The organism is Streptomyces sp. NBC_00582 (assembly GCF_036345155.1).
Classification (GTDB): domain Bacteria; phylum Actinomycetota; class Actinomycetes; order Streptomycetales; family Streptomycetaceae; genus Streptomyces.
The window spans coordinates 9,190,241-9,206,195 of sequence record NZ_CP107772.1; the positions used below are offsets into that span (position 1 = coordinate 9,190,241).

Sequence of the window (15,955 nt, forward strand, 5' to 3'; positions counted from 1 at the left end):
GAAAAGGGCCCACGTTGTCATGATGCTGACCTCGCACACCTGCACCGCAGCCGAACTCTCCCGAGAGAAGTGATCCATGGTCTCCGAGCACTCCGATGCCACAGGTGGCGACACGGCACCCCTGGCGTTGAAGATTCTGGTCGCCGGCGGGTTCGGCGTCGGCAAGACCACTCTGGTGGGCGCGGTCAGCGAGATCAAACCGCTGCGCACCGAGGAACTGCTGAGCGAGGCGGGCCAGTGGGTCGACGACACCGACGGAGTGGACCAGAAGGTCACGACGACCGTCGCCATGGACTTCGGCCGCATCACCATCCGCTCCGGCCTCTCCCTGTACCTCTTCGGCACCCCGGGCCAGGACCGCTTCTGGTTCCTGTGGGACGAGTTGTCGCAAGGGGCGCTGGGCGCGGTGGTCCTGGCCGACACCCGGCGCCTCGAGGACTGCTTCCCCGCCGTCGACTACTTCGAGCACCGGCACATCCCGTTCGTCGTCGCCGTCAACTGCTTCACGGGCGCCCGGACGTACGGCGCCCAGGACGTCTCGCGCGCCCTCGACCTCGACGGGGGCACCCCCGTCGTCCTGTGCGACGCCCGGGACCGCGACTCGGGGAAGGAGGTCCTGATCCGGCTCGTCGAGTACGCCGGACGGATGCACACCGCCCGGCTCCTCGACTCGGTGAGCTGACGGCGACCCGGTCAGCCGGCGAGGGACTTCCAGGCCAGCACCTTGTCGACAGCGACCCGCACCAGCAGCTCGCCGGGTACGCCGTTGCGCGCGCCGAACTCCTCGGCACGCTCCTCGCCCATGTACCGGCCGGCGATACGGGTCGCCCAGTGCCGGAGCTCGCCGAGATCCTCCGAGATCCGGGCCCGGCCCTCCAGGACCACGAAGCCGAACGGCGGCCGGTCGTCGTCCACACACAGCGCGACCCGGCCGTCCCGTGCCAGATTGCGCCCCTTCACCGTCCCCTTGCCCGTGTTGAACACGACCTCGTCCCCGTCGATCAGGAACCAGATGGGTGCCACGTGCGGACGGCCGTCGGCCCGCACCGTGGACAGTTTTCCCGTGCGGGTGCCGTGCGAGACGAACGCCCGCCATTCGTCGTCGGTCATCTTCTGCGCCATGCCGCAATCCTCCTTGCTCCGGCGCCGTCTCCTGGGGAAGGCTTGCGGGCGTTTCCTTCGGCGAAACGGAGGAGGCACGGGGGACATCCACGGGGAATGACACGCGGGGAGACGGAGACATGGCGCAGAACCAGGGGCTGGGATGGCTGCTGGACGACCTGACCGAGCGCGTCGACCACGTCCGCCACGCGCTGGTCCTGTCCAACGACGGACTGGTGGCGGGCGCGAGCACCGGACTGCGCCGCGAGGACGCCGAGCACCTCGCCGCGGTCTCGTCCGGACTGCACAGCCTGGCCAAGGGATCCGGACGCCACTTCGGAGCCGGTCAGGTACGCCAGACCATGATCGAGTTCGATGACGCGCTGCTGTTCGTCACCGCGGCGGGATCGGGTAGCTGCCTGTGCGTGCTCAGCGGCGCGCAGGCCGACATGGGCCAGATCGCCTACGAGATGACCCTGCTCGTCAGCCGGGTCGGCGAGCACCTCACCGTGGACGCCCGCCAGCCCGATCGGGCTCCGCTCGAAGACCTCTGACCTGCTCTTTTCTCGGCTCCCCCGGAGTTATCCACAGGCCGCCACGAGATCCGCGAATCCGGCTACGGTTTTTTCCGGGGCCTTCGCGGATCGTGCGGGGCCTCGGCACTCCGCTCCACTCCGACGCACTCCACGGGGGAGACCGACCATGTCCGGAAACACCGTCGCACCACAGCAGACCCTCGCCTGCTCCGCGAGCCGCGCGGCTCGGGAACTGGGCCTCAAGCGCGGCGAGTTCGATCTCGCCGTGCACCTGGGCCGCATCAGGACCATGCCCGACGAGGGCGGAGGGGGCCGCCGGGTGGTGGCCCGTGCGGAGCTCGACCGACTGCTTCGTTCGACGGAGGAACTGCGCGAGCACGTCCGGGTCGTCGGCACCGGTGAGGCGGCCGCCCTCATGCAGGTACCGGCCTCCCGGTTCACCCGCCTGGCACGGCTGGGGCTGGTCGTGCCCGTGAAGTTCTACCTGAACCGCTACCGGGCCGTCGTCTGGCTGTATCTCGCCGAAGAACTGCAGCAGTTCACCGCCGAACAGAGCAACGCCTTCCTGCTCAAGGGCCGGACACCCGAATCCCTGCGGGCCCAGATGGCGGCAGGCCGGGATCTCAGGGCCCGCAACTGGCGAGGACGTCACCTGGGCTTCCTGCTCCGCCTGGCCGACGACCCCTGGCAGCGGGCCGGGGCCGTGGCCGCGTTCCTCGACCCCCTCCAGATCGCCGAGATCGTCAAGGACCCCTACGAGCGCTCCCACCTGAACCGGTTCCGGCCCGGACCACCCGCCCACGGGGCCCCGGGCAGCCCGGCCGCCCACCTCGTCGAGAAGATCGTCACGGCCGAGGACCCGGACGAGATCGCCTGGCTGCGGGCCGACCTGGAATCCACTCTGGACGAGGCCCGCACCCACCAGCCCGCGCCGCGCCCGGCGCCGTCACACCCCGGCGAGAAACCCAAGACGCCACAGCGCCCCCCTCGCTCGCCCCGCGGCCTGCTGAGCCGGCTCCGCCGCGGCGGAGCCTGACACGCACGCCCTACAGCTTGCGGAAGAGACCTTCCTGGACGACCGACACCAGCAGACGCCCCTGCAGATCGTAGATCCGCCCCCGGGCCAGACCACGCCCGCCGGTCGCGATCGGCGACTCCTGGTCGTACAGGAACCACTCGTCCGCGCGGAACGGCCGGTGGAACCACATCGCGTGGTCCAGGGACGCCATGTCGAAGTTCCGCTGACCCCACAGCGGCTCCACCGGCAGACGGACCGCGTCCAGGAGCGTCATGTCGCTGGCGTACGTCAGCGCGCAGGTGTGCACCAGCGGATCGTCGCCCAGCGGTCCGACCGCGCGCATCCACACCGCGCTGCGCGGCTCGGCGTCCTGGACGTCCTCGGCGCTCCAGCGCAGCCGGTCCGCGTACCGGATGTCGAACGGCTGACGGCGCGCCATCCGCTCCAACTGCTCGGGCAGAGCGCCCAGATGCGCCCGGATCTCCTCCGTGACCGTCGGCAGGGACTCCGGGTCCGGGACCTCGCGAGCCGGCGGCAGCTGGTGCTCGAAGGGTCCTTCCTCAGGCTTGTGAAAGGAGGCGGTGAGATTGAAGATCGTGCGGCCCTGCTGCACCGCGGTGACCCGGCGCGTGGTGAACGACCGCCCGTCCCGCACCCGTTCTACCTGGTACACGATCGGCACACCCGGCCGTCCCGGGCGCAGGAAGTACGCGTGCAGCGAGTGCACGGGCCGGTCGCCCTCGGTGGTCCGGCCGGCCGCGACCAGCGCCTGGCCGGCCACCTGCCCGCCGAAGACCCGCTGCAGGGACTCCTGCGGGCTGCGGCCCCGGAAGATGTTGACCTCGATCTGCTCCAGGTCGAGCAGGTCGACGAGTCGGTCGGCGGGGTTCGTCATCGGTGCGCTTCTCCTGTGCCTCGCGCTGTTCTCACAGTTGGCCCACGTCCGTGACGCGGACGACCGCCCTGCCCTCCGCGTCGGAGGCCGTGAGGTCGATCTCCGCGCTGATGCCCCAGTCGTGGTCGTCGTTCGGGTCGTCGAAGATCTGACGGACCCGCCACAGACCGTTCTGCGGCTCCTCCTGGATCACCAGCAGCTTGGGACCGCGGGCGTCCGGGCCGGTGCCGAGGTCGTCGTACTCGTCCCAGTACTTGTCCATCGCCTCGCCCCACGCGTCGGCGTCCCAGCCGGACTCGCCGTCCATCTCGCCGAGTTCGTCGACGTGGTCGAGGGCGGCGAGCTCGACCCGCCGGAACATGGCGTTGCGCACCAGGACCCGGAAGGCCCGCGCGTTGGCGGTGACCGGCTTGACCTCGTCGGCCTTCTCCTGGGCCTCCTCGGCGGTCATCTCCTCCGGGTTGGCGAGCTGTTCCCACTCGTCCAGCAGACTGGAGTCGACCTGGCGCACCATCTCGCCCAGCCACTCGATCAGGTCCTGCAGGTCCTCCGACTTCAGGTCGTCGGGGACGGTGTGGTCGAGGGCCTTGTAGGCGCTGGCCAGGTAGCGCAGCACGATGCCCTCGGTGCGGGCCAGCTCGTAGTGGGACACCAGCTCCGTGAAGGACAGCGCCCGCTCGTACATGTCCCGGATGACGGACTTCGGCGACAGCGGGTGGTCGCCGACCCACGGGTGGCTCTTGCGGTACGTGTTGTAGGCGTGGAAGAGCAGCTCCTCGAGGGGCTTCGGGTACGTGATGTCCTGGAGCCGCTCCATGCGCTCCTCGTACTCGACGCCGTCCGCCTTCATCGCGGCCACGGCCTCGCCGCGCGCCTTGTTCTGCTGGGCGGCCAGGATCTGCCGGGGGTCGTCCAGCGTGGACTCGACGACGGACACCATGTCCAGGGCGTACGACGGCGACTCGGGGTCGAGCAGTTCGAACGCGGCCAGCGCGAACGTGGACAGCGGCTGGTTCAGCGCGAAGTCCTGCTGCAGGTCGACGGTGAGGCGGACGATCCGGCCGGTGGCGTCCGGCGCGTCGAGCTTCTCGACGATCCCGCCGTCCAGCAGCGAACGGTAGATGGCGATCGCGCGCCGGATGTGCCGGAGCTGCTGCCGGCGCGGCTCGTGGTTGTCCTCCAGCAGATGCCGCATCGCCTCGAAGGCGTTGCCCGGCCGGGCGATCACCGACAGCAGCATCGTGTGCGTCACCCGGAAGCGGGACGTCAGGGGCTCCGGCTCCGAGTCGATCAGCTTCTCGAAGGTGTTCTCCGTCCAGCCGACGAAGCCCTCCGGCGCCTTCTTGCGGACCACCTTGCGGCGCTTCTTCGGGTCGTCGCCGGCCTTGGAGAGCGCCTTCTCGTTCTCGATGACGTGCTCGGGCGCCTGCGCCACCACGAAGCCCGCGGTGTCGAAACCGGCCCGCCCGGCCCGCCCGGCGATCTGGTGGAACTCACGCGCCCGCAGCGTGCGCACCCGGTTGCCGTCGTACTTGGTCAGCGCCGTGAACAGCACCGTGCGGATGGGCACGTTGACCCCGACGCCGAGCGTGTCCGTACCGCAGATCACCTTCAGCAGACCGGCCTGGGCGAGTTTCTCCACCAAGCGCCGGTACTTGGGCAGCATGCCGGCGTGGTGGACACCGATGCCGTGCCGTACGTAGCGGGAGAGGTTGCGGCCGAACTTGGTGGTGAAGCGGAAGTTGCCGATCAGATCGGCGATCTGCTCCTTCTCCTCCTTCGAGCACATGTTGATGCTCATCAGCGCCTGCGCCCGCTCGACCGCCTGCGCCTGTGTGAAGTGCACGATGTAGACGGGAGCCTGCTTCGTCTCCAGCAGATCGGTGAGCGTCTCCGTCAGCGGGGTGTAGCGGTACGCGTACGACAGCGGTACCGGCCGGGTGGCCGAGCGGACCACGGCGGTCGGGCGGCCGGTGCGGCGGGTGAGGTCCTTCTCGAAGAAGGACACGTCGCCGAGGGTCGCCGACATCAGGACGAACTGAGCCTGCGGCAGCTCCAGGATCGGGATCTGCCAGGCCCAGCCGCGGTCGCCCTCGGCGTAGAAGTGGAACTCGTCCATGACGACCTGGCCCACGTCCGCGTGCTTGCCGTCGCGCAAGGCGATCGAGGCGAGCACCTCGGCGGTGCAGCAGATGACCGGGGCATCGGAGTTGACGGACGCGTCGCCGGTCAGCATGCCCACGTTCTCCGTGCCGAAGATCTTGCACAGTTCGAAGAACTTCTCCGACACCAGCGCCTTGATCGGCGCCGTGTAGAAGGTGACCTCGTCCCGGGCGAGCGCCGCGAAGTGCGCGGCCGCGGCGATCATGCTCTTGCCGGAGCCGGTCGGCGTCGACACGATCACGTTCGCCCCGGAGACCACCTCGATCAGCGCCTCCTCCTGGTGGGGGTAGAGCGTCAGACCGCGCTCCTCGGCCCAGGACTCGAAGGCTTCGTACAGGGCATCGGGATCTGCGGTCGGCGGCAACTGATCGATGAGGGTCACGCCCCCATCTTGCCTGCCCGCGAGCCCGATGGGGGAATCGGCTGTCGACCCGAAGATCACGGCCGCTACGCTGTGTCGCCGACGGAGCGTCATCGCACCCGGTCAACTGGACAGCGGCACACGAGGAACAGGGCGGGCAACGGCCATGATGGGACCAGCACACTCATTGTCGGGCGCCGCAGCCTGGCTGGGCGTCGGCGCGGCCGCCGCCGCGGCGGGGCACACCATGCCCTGGCCCGTCCTCCTCTCCGGCGCGCTGATCAGCGCGGGTGCGGCCCTCGCACCGGACCTCGACCACAAGGCCGCCACCATCTCCCGCTCCTTCGGCCCGGTCTCCCGCTGGCTGTGCGAGATCGTCGACAAGCTCTCCTACGCCGTCTACAAGAGCACGAGGAAGCAGGGCGACCCGCGCCGCTCCGGCGGGCACCGCACCCTCACCCACACCTGGCTCTGGGCGGTCATGATCGGTGCCGGCGCCTCGGCGCTGGCGATCGCCGGTGGTCGCTGGGCGGTGCTGGCGATCCTGTTCGTCCACATGGTGCTGGCGATCGAAGGCCTGTTGTGGCGGGCGGCGCGGGGCTCCAGCAGCGATGTGCTGGTGTGGCTGCTGGCCGCGACCAGCGCGTGGATCCTCGCCGGGGTCCTGGACAAGCCCGGCAACGGCGCGGACTGGCTGTTCCCGGACCCGGGTCAGGAGTACCTCTGGCTGGGGCTGCCGATCCTGCTGGGCGCCCTGGTGCACGACATCGGGGACGCGCTGACCGTCTCCGGCTGCCCGGTGCTGTGGCCCATCCCGATCGGGCGCAAGCGCTGGTATCCGGTGGGGCCGCCCAAGGCGATGCGGTTCCGGGCGGGCAGCTGGGTCGAGCTGAAGGTGCTCATGCCGGTGTTCATGGTGCTCGGCGGGGTCGGTGCCGCGGCCGCGCTCAACGTGATCTGACGCGGCTCCGCGGCGGGGGTGACGGCTCAGCCGGTCCCGCCCTCGCCGTAGCGGCGCTCGAAGCGGGCGACGCGGCCCTCGGTGTCCACCGTGCGGGCCTTGCCGGTGTAGAAGGGGTGGCTCTCGGAGGAGATCTCCACCTCCACCACGGGGTACGTCTCACCGTCGTCCCACTCGATGGTCTGGTCGCTGGAGGCGGTGGACCGGGTGAGGAAGGCGTAGCCGGCGGCGCGGTCGCGGAAGACGACCGGGTGGTAGTCGGGGTGCTTGTCCTGCTGCATGGATGCTCCTCGTCCTCGTCAGGGCGTCGCGGGTCAGCCGGACAGGCTGTCGTCGTCGACGATGTGCATGGCCGCCTCCTCGGCGGACGCGGCCGCGCCGTCGATCCCGACGTCGCTGGCGACCATGGCGCTCTCCTCGTCCTCGTGGGCGCCCTCGTCCGGTGCCACGAGCCGGCCCGACCGCGAGGCACCGACCTCGTTGTCGAGGAGTTCCCCGTCGCTGCCGTCGCAGTCGCCGAGACCGTCCCCGTCGGGCACGGCGAGGTCGGGCAGCTCCTCGGCGAGCCGTTGGTCCAGGGTCTCGCCCTGACGGCGCTCGGCGGCCGTCACGCCGTCGTGCTCCACCGCCCAGGGCCGCTCGGGAGGGGACCAGCCGCGGTCGAGAGGGTCCGCGACGCCGTCGTCCACCAGTGTGTCCTCCGCGTCGAGCAGCCCCGAGTCCTCCTGGATGTCGGAGGCGTCGGGCTGGTAGACGTCGTCCCCCCATCCGTCGACGCTGTTCACGGGTACCTCCAGGGGGTGACCGGCCCGTACTCACCGCGGTCGGCGGCGGGGCACCGCCGTACGGGGCACCGGCCGGGCCCGGCGTGCGCCGGACGGAGCCGGGCCTGTTCCCACGCGGGTGCCGGTATCCAGCGTTCCATCCCGCTTCGGCACCGCGCAACGCCAGAGCGGGGACAGAACGGGGAAGGACCGGCCGGGGCAGGCGCACCACCCGGTGCACCCGCGACGACCGGTCCATGTCAGGCCCACGCCGGGCCCGGCTCAGCCGTGCCAGGACCGCCACAGGGCCGCGTACGCCCCGTCCGCGCCGACCAGCTCCGTGTGGCTGCCCAGCTCGCTGATGCGGCCGTTCTCGACGACGGCGATGAGGTCGGCGTCGTGGGCGGTATGGAGACGGTGGGCGATGGCGACGACGGTGCGGCCGTCCAGGACGCGGGCGAGGGACCGCTCCAGGTGGCGGGCGGCACGCGGGTCGAGCAGCGAGGTCGCCTCGTCCAGGACCAGGGTGTGCGGATCGGCGAGCACCAGCCGGGCCAGCGCGATCTGCTGGGCCTGGGCCGGGGTGAGCGCGACGCCGCCCGAGCCGACCTCGGTGTCCAGCCCCTGGTCCAGCGCCCGGGCCCAGCCGTCCGCGTCGACCGCGCCCAGCGCGGCCCACAGCTCGTCGTCCCCGGCTCCGGTCCGGGCGAGCCGCAGGTTGTCGCGCAGGGAGCCGACGAAGACATGGTGCTCCTGGTTGACCAGCGCCACATGGGAGCGGACGCGCTCGGCGGTCATCCGGGACAGTTCGGCGCCGCCGAGGGTGATCCGCCCGTCACGCGGCGCGTAGATGCCGGCCAGGAGCCGGCCCAGCGTCGACTTGCCCGCGCCCGACGGGCCGACGAGGGCCAGCCGGGTGCCCGGGGCGACCTCCAGCGACACCTTGCGCAGCACGTCGACGCCCTCGCGGTAACCGAAGTGGACCCGCTCGGCGAGCACGTCCCGCCCGTCGGGCGCCAGCCCGGTGTCCCCGGCGTCCGGCTCGATGTCCCGCACCCCGACGAGGCGGGCCAGCGACACCTGGGCGACCTGGAGCTCGTCGTACCAGCGCAGGACGAGGTTCACCGGGTCGACGAGCATCTGCGCGAGCAGCGCGCCGGTCGTGAGCTGGCCGACGTCGATCCAGCCCTGCAGGACGAACACCCCGCCGAGCATCAGGACCGACCCGAGCACGGTGACGTGCACCAGGTTGATGACGGGGAACAGCACCGACCGCAGCCACATGGTGTAGCGCTCCCAGGCGGTCCACTGCCGGATCCGCTGCTTCGACAGTTCGATCCGGCGGTCGCCGAGGCGGTGGGCCTCGACGGTGCGTCCGGCGTCCACGGTCTCGGCGAGGGCGGCGGCCACGGCGGCGTACCCGGCGGCCTCCGAGCGGTAGGCGGACGGTGCCCGTCTGAAGTACCAGCGGCAGCCCGCCACCAGCAGCGGCACCGCGACCAGCACGGCCGGTGCGAGGGGCGGTGCCATGACGACGAGGCCGCCGAGCAGCAGCGCGGCCCACATCACGCCGATCGTGAGCTGGGGCACGGCCTCGCGCATGGCGTTGGCCAGCCGGTCGATGTCCGTGGTGATGCGGGACAGCAGGTCGCCGGTGCCGGCCCGTTCCAGCACGCCCGGCGGCAGCCGCACCGACCGGACGAGGAAGTCCTCGCGCAGATCGGCCAGCATCCGCTCCCCGAGCATGGCACCGCGCAGCCGCACCTCGCGGACGAACACGGCCTGGACGAGCAGGGCGAGCACGAACAGCGTGGCGACGAGCCCCAGATGGAGCTCGCGCGCCCCCTCGGAGAGCCGTTCCACCACGTCGCCGAGGAGCCACGGCCCCACCATCGAGGCGACGGTGGCGACGGTGTTGACCAGCAGCAGGATCAGGAAGGCGCGGCGGTGCCGGCGCAGGAGTTCGGCCACGTAGGCGCGTACGGTCGCGGGGGCGCCGACGGGCAGCGTGTTCGCCGTCGTCGGGGCCGCCGGGTCGAACGCCGGTGTCGGCACGCCGATCATGCGGTCTCCTCGATCTCTTCCAGTTCGTTGAGCTCGGTCTCGTCCAGCGCGGTCCCGTCCAGCCGCGTCAGCGCCTCTCCGAGAGCCGTCTCCTCGTCGGTCTCGCGGGTGACCACCGCGCGGTACCGGGGTTCGGTGTGCAGCAGTTCGCGGTGCTCACCGATGGCGGCGACCTCGCCCTCGTGCACCAGGACCACCCGGTCCGCGCGGTCGAGCAGCAGCGGGGAGGAGGTGAACACCACGGTCGTGCGCCCGGCCCGCAGCCGGCGCACACCCTCGGCGATCCGGGCCTCGGTGTGCGAGTCGACGGCGGAGGTGGGCTCGTCCAGGACGAGCACCTCCGGGTCGGTGAGCAGCGAGCGGGCCAGGGCGAGCCGTTGCCGCTGGCCGCCGGACAGCGAGCGGCCGCGCTCGGTGATCCGGGCGTCCATCGGGTCGTCGGCGTCCAGGGACCCCTGCGCCAGGGCCTCCAGGACGTCTCCGCACTGCGCGGCCGCCAGTGCCGCCGTGGCGTCCACGTCACCCGAGGCCGGCACGTCGAGCAGCTCACGCAGTGAACCGGACAGCAGCACCGGGTCCTTGTCCTGTACGAGGACGGCCGTGCGCGCGGTCTCCAGCGGGAGTTCGTCCAGCGGGACACCGCCGAGCAGCACCGACGGGCCGTCCTCCGAAGGGTGTCCGCCCAGCCGTTCCGCGAGCCGTCCGGCCGCGTCCGGGTCGCCGCACACCACCGCGGTCAGCCGGGCGGCCGGGGCGAGCAGTCCGGTCGCCGGGTCGTACAGGTCGCCCGAGGGGGCCTGTGCCGCACGCGATCCGCCGATGTCCGTGACCCGTTCCAGCGACAGCACGCCGGCCGCACGCCGGGCGGACGGGCGCGAGAAGGAGTACGCCATCGCGATCTCCTCGAAGTGCCGGAGGGGATACGTCAGCACCATGACGGAGCTGTAGACCGCGACAAGTTCACCGACGGAGATCCGGCCCTGGTGGACCAGACGGACGCCGTAGCAGACGACCGCGATCAGCAGCAGGCCGGGCAGCAGCACCTGGAGGGCGCTGATGAGGGACCACATGCGGGCGCTGCGCACGGCGGCGTGCCGGACCTCCTGGGAGGCGCTGCGGTAGCGGTCGAGGAAAAGCTCCTCGCCGCCGATCCCGCGCAGCACCCGCAGGCCGGCCACGGTGTCCGAGGCCAGTTCGGTGGCGCGTCCGGCCTTCTCGCGCTGGATGTCGGCCCGGCGGGTCGCCCGCGGCAACAGGGGCAGCACCGCGACCGCGAGGACGGGCAGACCGACGGCGACCACGATGCCGAGGGCCGGCTGGTAGACGACCAGGCCGACGCAGACCAGCACGACGGTCAGGGCCGCGGCGGTGAAGCGGGAGACCGCCTCGACGAACCAGCCGATCTTCTCGACGTCACCGGTGGACACGGCCACCACCTCGCCGGCCGCGACCCGCCGGGTCAGCGCCGATCCCAGCCGGGCCGCCTGGCGGGCGAGCAGTTGCTGGACACGGGCGGCGGCGGTGATCCAGTTGGTGACCGCGGTCCGGTGCAGGAAGGTGTCGCCGATCGCGGTGGCCGCCCCGAACAGGGCCATCAGCCCGCCGGCCAGGGCGAGGCGGCTGCCGGAGCGGTCGACCACGGCCTCGATGGCGAATCCGACGCAGAAGGGCTGTGCGGAGACGGCGAGGAAGTGCAGCAGTCCCCAGGCCAGGGACTGGAGCTGGCCGCCCAGTTGGTTGCGGCCGAGCCACCACAGGAAGCGAGGCCCCGAGCGCGCGTCCGGCACACCCGGGTCGGGATACGGAAGGTCTTGGATCTGCATGACGTCCCAGTGGCTCGTGTCAGGGGAGGGGTGGGGGGAGGGGGGTCGAGGTACGGGAAGAACCCGCGAGGCGCGGCAACAAACCGTGAAAGGTTCGCGTCGCGGCGTGGTCGGAATCAACTGGTTTTCTGCGGGAGGCACAGGGATCCGGCTACTCGCCGACACGGCCTCGCCGTCCGGTATTTGACGCATATGCCGGGAAAGTGGTGCGAGCATGGGCGGATGCGACATGGCGGTGTGCGGTCCAGGGCGACCGCGACGGTGGCCGGAGTCCTCCTTCTCGCGGCCCTGTCCGCGTGCGTCGGCCCGGACGCGGGACGAGGCGGCGGCAGCGGGGCGGCGGGAGCCGAGGGGAGCGCGGTCGGGTCGCCCACCGCCCTCTCGCGTGCGCCGGCGCCGGGTGCCGCCGCTTCGCGCGCCGCCGCGCCGACCCGTATCCCGGACATCGGTGACCGGCTGCACCGCCGAATTCCGGCCACTTCCCGACAGGTTCTGGCGGTGTACGGCGACGGAGCGGACTCCGCCGAGTCCACCGCCGTGCTGTACACGCGACGGGGACCGGTCTGGGAGCGTGTGCGCCGCTGGCCCGCGCACAACGGCAAGAAGGGCTGGACCCCCGACCATCGCCTCGGGGACAACCGCAGCCCCGTGGGGGTCTTCACGCTCACCGCCGCGGGCGGCGTCCTGGACGATCCCGGGACCAGACTGCCGTACACCCGCTCGGAGGACTATGCGGCGCCGCGCCGGTGGGACGCGTCGCACTGGCACGACTTCGACTACGTCATCGCCATCGACTACAACCGTGTCCCGGGCACCCCGCCCGACGACGGCGAGCAGCCCTGGGGCGAGGAGAAGGGCGGTGGGATCTGGCTGCACCTGGATCACGGCGACGGGACGTCCGCCTGCGTCAGCCTGTCCAAGGAGGCGATGGAGTTTCTGCTGCTCACGCTCGACCCGGAGCACGACCCCGTGGTGGTGATGGGGGACCGGGACGCGCTGAAGGCGTAGCGGCCCTGAGGCAGGCGGGGGAGGCGTCATTGCGGGCACGGGCCGAGTCGCCGTAGAACACCGGCCATGAAGAGACGGTTAATCATGTCCATGCTCGCCGGGGTGACCCTTCTGGCGAGCACGCTTCTCGGGGCGGCTCCGGCCCGATCGGCCGACATTCCCGCCGAGTTCGGCACCGACTGGCACGATCCGGTGACCGCGGCGCCGCCCGTGGACAAGCCCTCCGGCAAGTCCTGTCGCGTCACCGTCGCCGAGGCGCAGTTCCGTGACTTCACCCCGTACCGCGGCGCCTACACACCGCCGGACGGCTGCGGCGACCGCTGGAGCACGGTGGTGCTGCGCCTCGACGGCAAGGTGAAGGGACGTCAGTTCGACCGGCTGGGCTATCTGCGGGTCGGCGGCGTCGAGATCTTCCGCACGTCGACGCCGGAGCCCTCGCCCGACGGCATCCAGTGGTCCGTGGAGAAGGACGTCACCCGCTACAGCGACACCCTTCGCGGCAGCCAGGACGTCGAGATGCTCATCGGGAACGTCGTCGACGACACCTACACCGGCGTGATCGACGTCAAGGTCACCCTGACCTTCTACGCCGGGAAACCGGCGGCGACCCCCGACCGCGTCCTCACTCTGGCCGACGGCGCGACCCTCACCACGCCCCGCAACAGCGAACGCGTCGTGGCCGAGGTGTACGCCACCGGCTCCGGCGGAGGGTGCGAGGAGTACTGGTATCTGACGGTGCCCGCGCAGGCGCCGTATTCGTGTCACGCGGACGACGGCCCGTACCGCGAGGTGCAGATCAGGGTCGACGGTCACCTGGCCGGAATCGCCAACCCGTTCCCGACGGTGTGGACCGGCGGCTGGTCCAATCCCTTCCTCTGGTATGTGATCCCGGGTCCCCGCGCCTTCGACATCAAGCCGATCACGTACGACCTCACCCCCTTCGCCGGCCTCCTCAACGACGGGCGCCCGCACCGCGTCGAGGTGTCGGTCGTCGGCGTCCCCGAGGGGCAGAGCGGCTGGAGCACGCCGGTCAACGTACTGGTCTGGCAGGACCACGGCAGGGCCGTCGTACCCGGGAAGCTGCTCCGCGCCGACGCGGGCGACCTCCGCGACTCGACCGCCTACACGCCCGGTACGGAACACCGCCTCGACACCGAGGGCGGGCACCGGCTGACCGTCGCCGGCTTCCTCGACACCTCGCACGGCCGCGTGCGCACCACTGTCACCCGAACCCTGGCCACCACCTCCGCGCACCGGTGGACCGACGGCGAGACCGTCGACGGCCTCGACGCCACCTGGACGGACGACGAGAGCGTCACGGTCGACGGCCGCGGACGGACCGTCACCAGCCGCACGCACCGCGCCTACACGATGAACGGTACGACCACCCTCGGCGCGGACGACCGGCTGCGGACCGTGCTGACGCTCGGCGACCGGGCCGACGCCGTGACGACCCGGAACGGCCGGCGCACCCGGTGGTCGCGGCTCGACGACACCTACGCGGGTGATGCGACGTACACCGTCGGGGTGCCCCGCGACCAGCGCCACGCGGTCGGCACGACGAGCGAGCACTACCGGCTCCACGGCTCGGACCGCTGCCACGACCGCCGACTCACCACGGTCCAGGGCATGGTGACGGAGGATCGCGAAGGCTGCTGAGCCGGCGGGAGTGCGACGCGTCACGCGTGACGGGATTTACACGGACGAAACACAGCGGTCTTCTGCGCGATCAACGGCACCCGCACAGTGATCGCAACGGAAGCTGTTTTCCACATCGCAGAAGTCCTGTGGTTCCAGGGGTTTCTGCGATGCCGTCGTCCCCCACCGATGCCTTCGTCCCCCACAAGGAGTGCCCGTGCCGCCGTCCGTCCCCTCCCTGCCGCGACGCGTCGCACGCATCCTGCGTACCTCGCTCTTCGCGCAGGTCGCCTGCGCGCTCGTGCTCGGCATCGTCGTCGGGAAGCTGTGGCCCGGAGTGGCCACGGACCTTCAGCCGCTCGGCGACGGTTTCACCCGGCTCATCAAGACGATCATCTCGCCGCTGGTGTTCTGCGTGGTCGTCGTCGGCATCGCCAAGGCGGGTGATCTCAAGGCGTTCGGCCGGATCGGGCTCAAGGCCCTGATCTGGTTCGAGGTCGCCAGCACGCTCGCCCTGGTCATCGGGCTGCTCGCCGCCAACGTCGTCCAGCCCGGCGCGGGGATGAACGTCGACCCGGCCACCCTGGACACCGCGGCGGTCGACGCGAAGACGGGCGGCGGTTCGCTGCCCTCGACGACCGAGTTCGTCGTGAACGCGCTGCCCACCAGTTTCATCGGCGCCTTCGCCGAGAACTCCCTGCTCCAGGTGCTGATCCTGGCCTGTCTGGTGGGTGCCGCGCTGCTGCACCTCGGGCACACGAGGGTGCTGCCCGCGATCGAGCAGGCCCAGGAGGTCATCTTCGCGATCGTCGGCTTCGTCATGCGGCTGGCGCCGATCGCGGTGTTCGGCGCGATGGCCGTCCTCATCGGCAACTACGGGCTCGGGGTCATCGAGACCTACGCCAAACTGATCATCCTGTGCTACACGGCCGCCGCGTTCTTCATCGCGCTGCTGGCCGTGGCCCTGCGGCTGGTGACCGGGCTCAGCCTGTGGAAGTTCCTGCGCTACATCCGTGAGGAGATGCTGCTCGCCCTGGGCACCGCCTCGACCGAGGCCGTGATGCCGCGGGTGATGCAGAAGCTGCGCAGGGCGGGGGCGCGTGACGACGCCGTGGGCCTGGTGCTGCCCACGGGCTACTCCTTCAACCTCGACGGCGCCTCGCTGTACCTGTCCATCGGCACGCTGTTCATCGCGCAGGCCGTGGGCGTCGACCTGACTCCGGGGCAGCAGATCACCGTGGTCCTGGTGCTGATGCTGACCAGCAAGGGCATGGCGGGCATCCCCGGCTCGGCCTTCCTCGCCCTGTCCGCGACCGCGTCTTCCCTCGGGGCCATACCCGCCGGCGCGGTCGCCCTTCTGCTCGGCGTCGACCGGATCATGGACTCGATGCGGGTCGTGACCAACCTCCTCGGCAACTGTGTCGCGGTCTTCGCGGTGTCCCGCTGGGAGGGGGCGCTGGATCTGGACCGGGCGAAGAGGGTGCTGAGCGGGGAGGGCGTGGCAGAGGGGGAGGAGACCCCGGTACCGGAGGAGACGGCGCCTGTCGCCCCGTAGCTCGCGTGGTGAGGTGCGTGGGCGGCCGCGGGTGGTTCGTGGCCGGTCGCGCAGTTCCCCGCGCCCCT

At 71.3% G+C, this 15,955-nt stretch carries 14 protein-coding genes; 7 read left to right on the forward strand and 7 right to left on the reverse strand.

Translation table 11 applies throughout. The annotated features are described in order from the left end of the window. The first annotated feature begins 76 nt into the window (after positions 1-76). On the forward strand, positions 77-682 hold the full coding sequence (locus OG852_RS41625) for a GTP-binding protein (RefSeq protein WP_133912934.1): 606 nt from the start codon (positions 77-79) through the stop codon (positions 680-682). A gap of 11 nt (positions 683-693) precedes the next feature. Here the strand turns inward: OG852_RS41625 and OG852_RS41630 are convergent, their stop codons facing one another. Next, entirely contained in the window at positions 694-1,122 is a 429-nt protein-coding gene (locus OG852_RS41630; RefSeq protein WP_330350587.1) for a PPOX class F420-dependent oxidoreductase, read from the reverse strand. Between the two features lie 119 nt (positions 1,123-1,241). Between OG852_RS41630 and OG852_RS41635 the strand changes: the two genes are divergently transcribed. After that, positions 1,242-1,655, forward strand: coding sequence for a roadblock/LC7 domain-containing protein (locus tag OG852_RS41635; RefSeq protein ID WP_133912936.1), 414 nt, complete (start codon positions 1,242-1,244; stop codon positions 1,653-1,655). Between the two features lie 148 nt (positions 1,656-1,803). Beyond that, the gene (locus OG852_RS41640; protein WP_330350588.1) at positions 1,804-2,673 is read left to right on the forward strand and encodes a DUF6397 family protein; all 870 of its coding nucleotides are present in this window, start codon (positions 1,804-1,806) and stop codon (positions 2,671-2,673) included. A 10-nt stretch (positions 2,674-2,683) separates the two neighbouring features. Here OG852_RS41640 and OG852_RS41645 read toward each other — a convergent pair whose 3' ends face one another. After that, on the reverse strand, positions 2,684-3,550 hold the full coding sequence (locus OG852_RS41645) for an acyl-CoA thioesterase (protein ID WP_133912938.1): 867 nt from the start codon (positions 3,548-3,550) through the stop codon (positions 2,684-2,686). 31 nt (positions 3,551-3,581) lie between these two features. Continuing rightward, positions 3,582-6,095 (reverse strand): DEAD/DEAH box helicase, encoded by a 2,514-nt coding sequence (locus tag OG852_RS41650; RefSeq protein ID WP_133912939.1) that lies wholly within the window; start codon positions 6,093-6,095, stop codon positions 3,582-3,584. Positions 6,096-6,240: 145 nt separating this feature from the next. Here OG852_RS41650 and OG852_RS41655 point away from each other — a divergent pair, with 145 nt between their 5' ends. Beyond that, entirely contained in the window at positions 6,241-7,035 is a 795-nt protein-coding gene (locus OG852_RS41655) for a metal-dependent hydrolase (RefSeq protein ID WP_133912940.1), read from the forward strand. A gap of 26 nt (positions 7,036-7,061) precedes the next feature. Here the strand turns inward: OG852_RS41655 and OG852_RS41660 are convergent, their stop codons facing one another. From OG852_RS41660 to OG852_RS41675, 4 genes are all read right to left on the reverse strand, one after another. Continuing rightward, entirely contained in the window at positions 7,062-7,316 is a 255-nt protein-coding gene (locus tag OG852_RS41660; RefSeq protein WP_133912941.1) for a type B 50S ribosomal protein L31, read from the reverse strand. A 33-nt stretch (positions 7,317-7,349) separates the two neighbouring features. Continuing rightward, on the reverse strand, positions 7,350-7,820 hold the full coding sequence (locus OG852_RS41665) for a DUF5709 domain-containing protein (RefSeq protein ID WP_133912942.1): 471 nt from the start codon (positions 7,818-7,820) through the stop codon (positions 7,350-7,352). A 261-nt stretch (positions 7,821-8,081) separates the two neighbouring features. Continuing rightward, positions 8,082-9,863, reverse strand: a complete 1,782-nt coding sequence (locus OG852_RS41670) for an ABC transporter ATP-binding protein (RefSeq protein ID WP_330350589.1) — start codon at positions 9,861-9,863, stop codon at positions 8,082-8,084. Beyond that, positions 9,860-11,686 (reverse strand): ABC transporter ATP-binding protein, encoded by a 1,827-nt coding sequence (locus OG852_RS41675; RefSeq protein ID WP_330350590.1) that lies wholly within the window; start codon positions 11,684-11,686, stop codon positions 9,860-9,862. Before OG852_RS41675 ends, OG852_RS41670 begins: the two co-directional genes overlap by 4 nt. Positions 11,687-11,908: 222 nt before the next feature. Here OG852_RS41675 and OG852_RS41680 point away from each other — a divergent pair, with 222 nt between their 5' ends. The 3 genes from OG852_RS41680 (at position 11,909) to OG852_RS41690 (ending at position 15,887) form a co-directional block, all read left to right on the forward strand. Continuing rightward, positions 11,909-12,694 (forward strand): L,D-transpeptidase family protein, encoded by a 786-nt coding sequence (locus tag OG852_RS41680; RefSeq protein ID WP_330350591.1) that lies wholly within the window; start codon positions 11,909-11,911, stop codon positions 12,692-12,694. Between the two features lie 66 nt (positions 12,695-12,760). Beyond that, complete coding sequence (locus tag OG852_RS41685; RefSeq protein ID WP_330350592.1) at positions 12,761-14,353, forward strand: peptide-N4-asparagine amidase; 1,593 nt, start codon at positions 12,761-12,763, stop codon at positions 14,351-14,353. 196 nt (positions 14,354-14,549) lie between these two features. After that, the gene (locus OG852_RS41690; RefSeq protein WP_330350593.1) at positions 14,550-15,887 is read left to right on the forward strand and encodes a cation:dicarboxylate symporter family transporter; all 1,338 of its coding nucleotides are present in this window, start codon (positions 14,550-14,552) and stop codon (positions 15,885-15,887) included. The last annotated feature ends 68 nt before the right edge of the window (positions 15,888-15,955 follow it).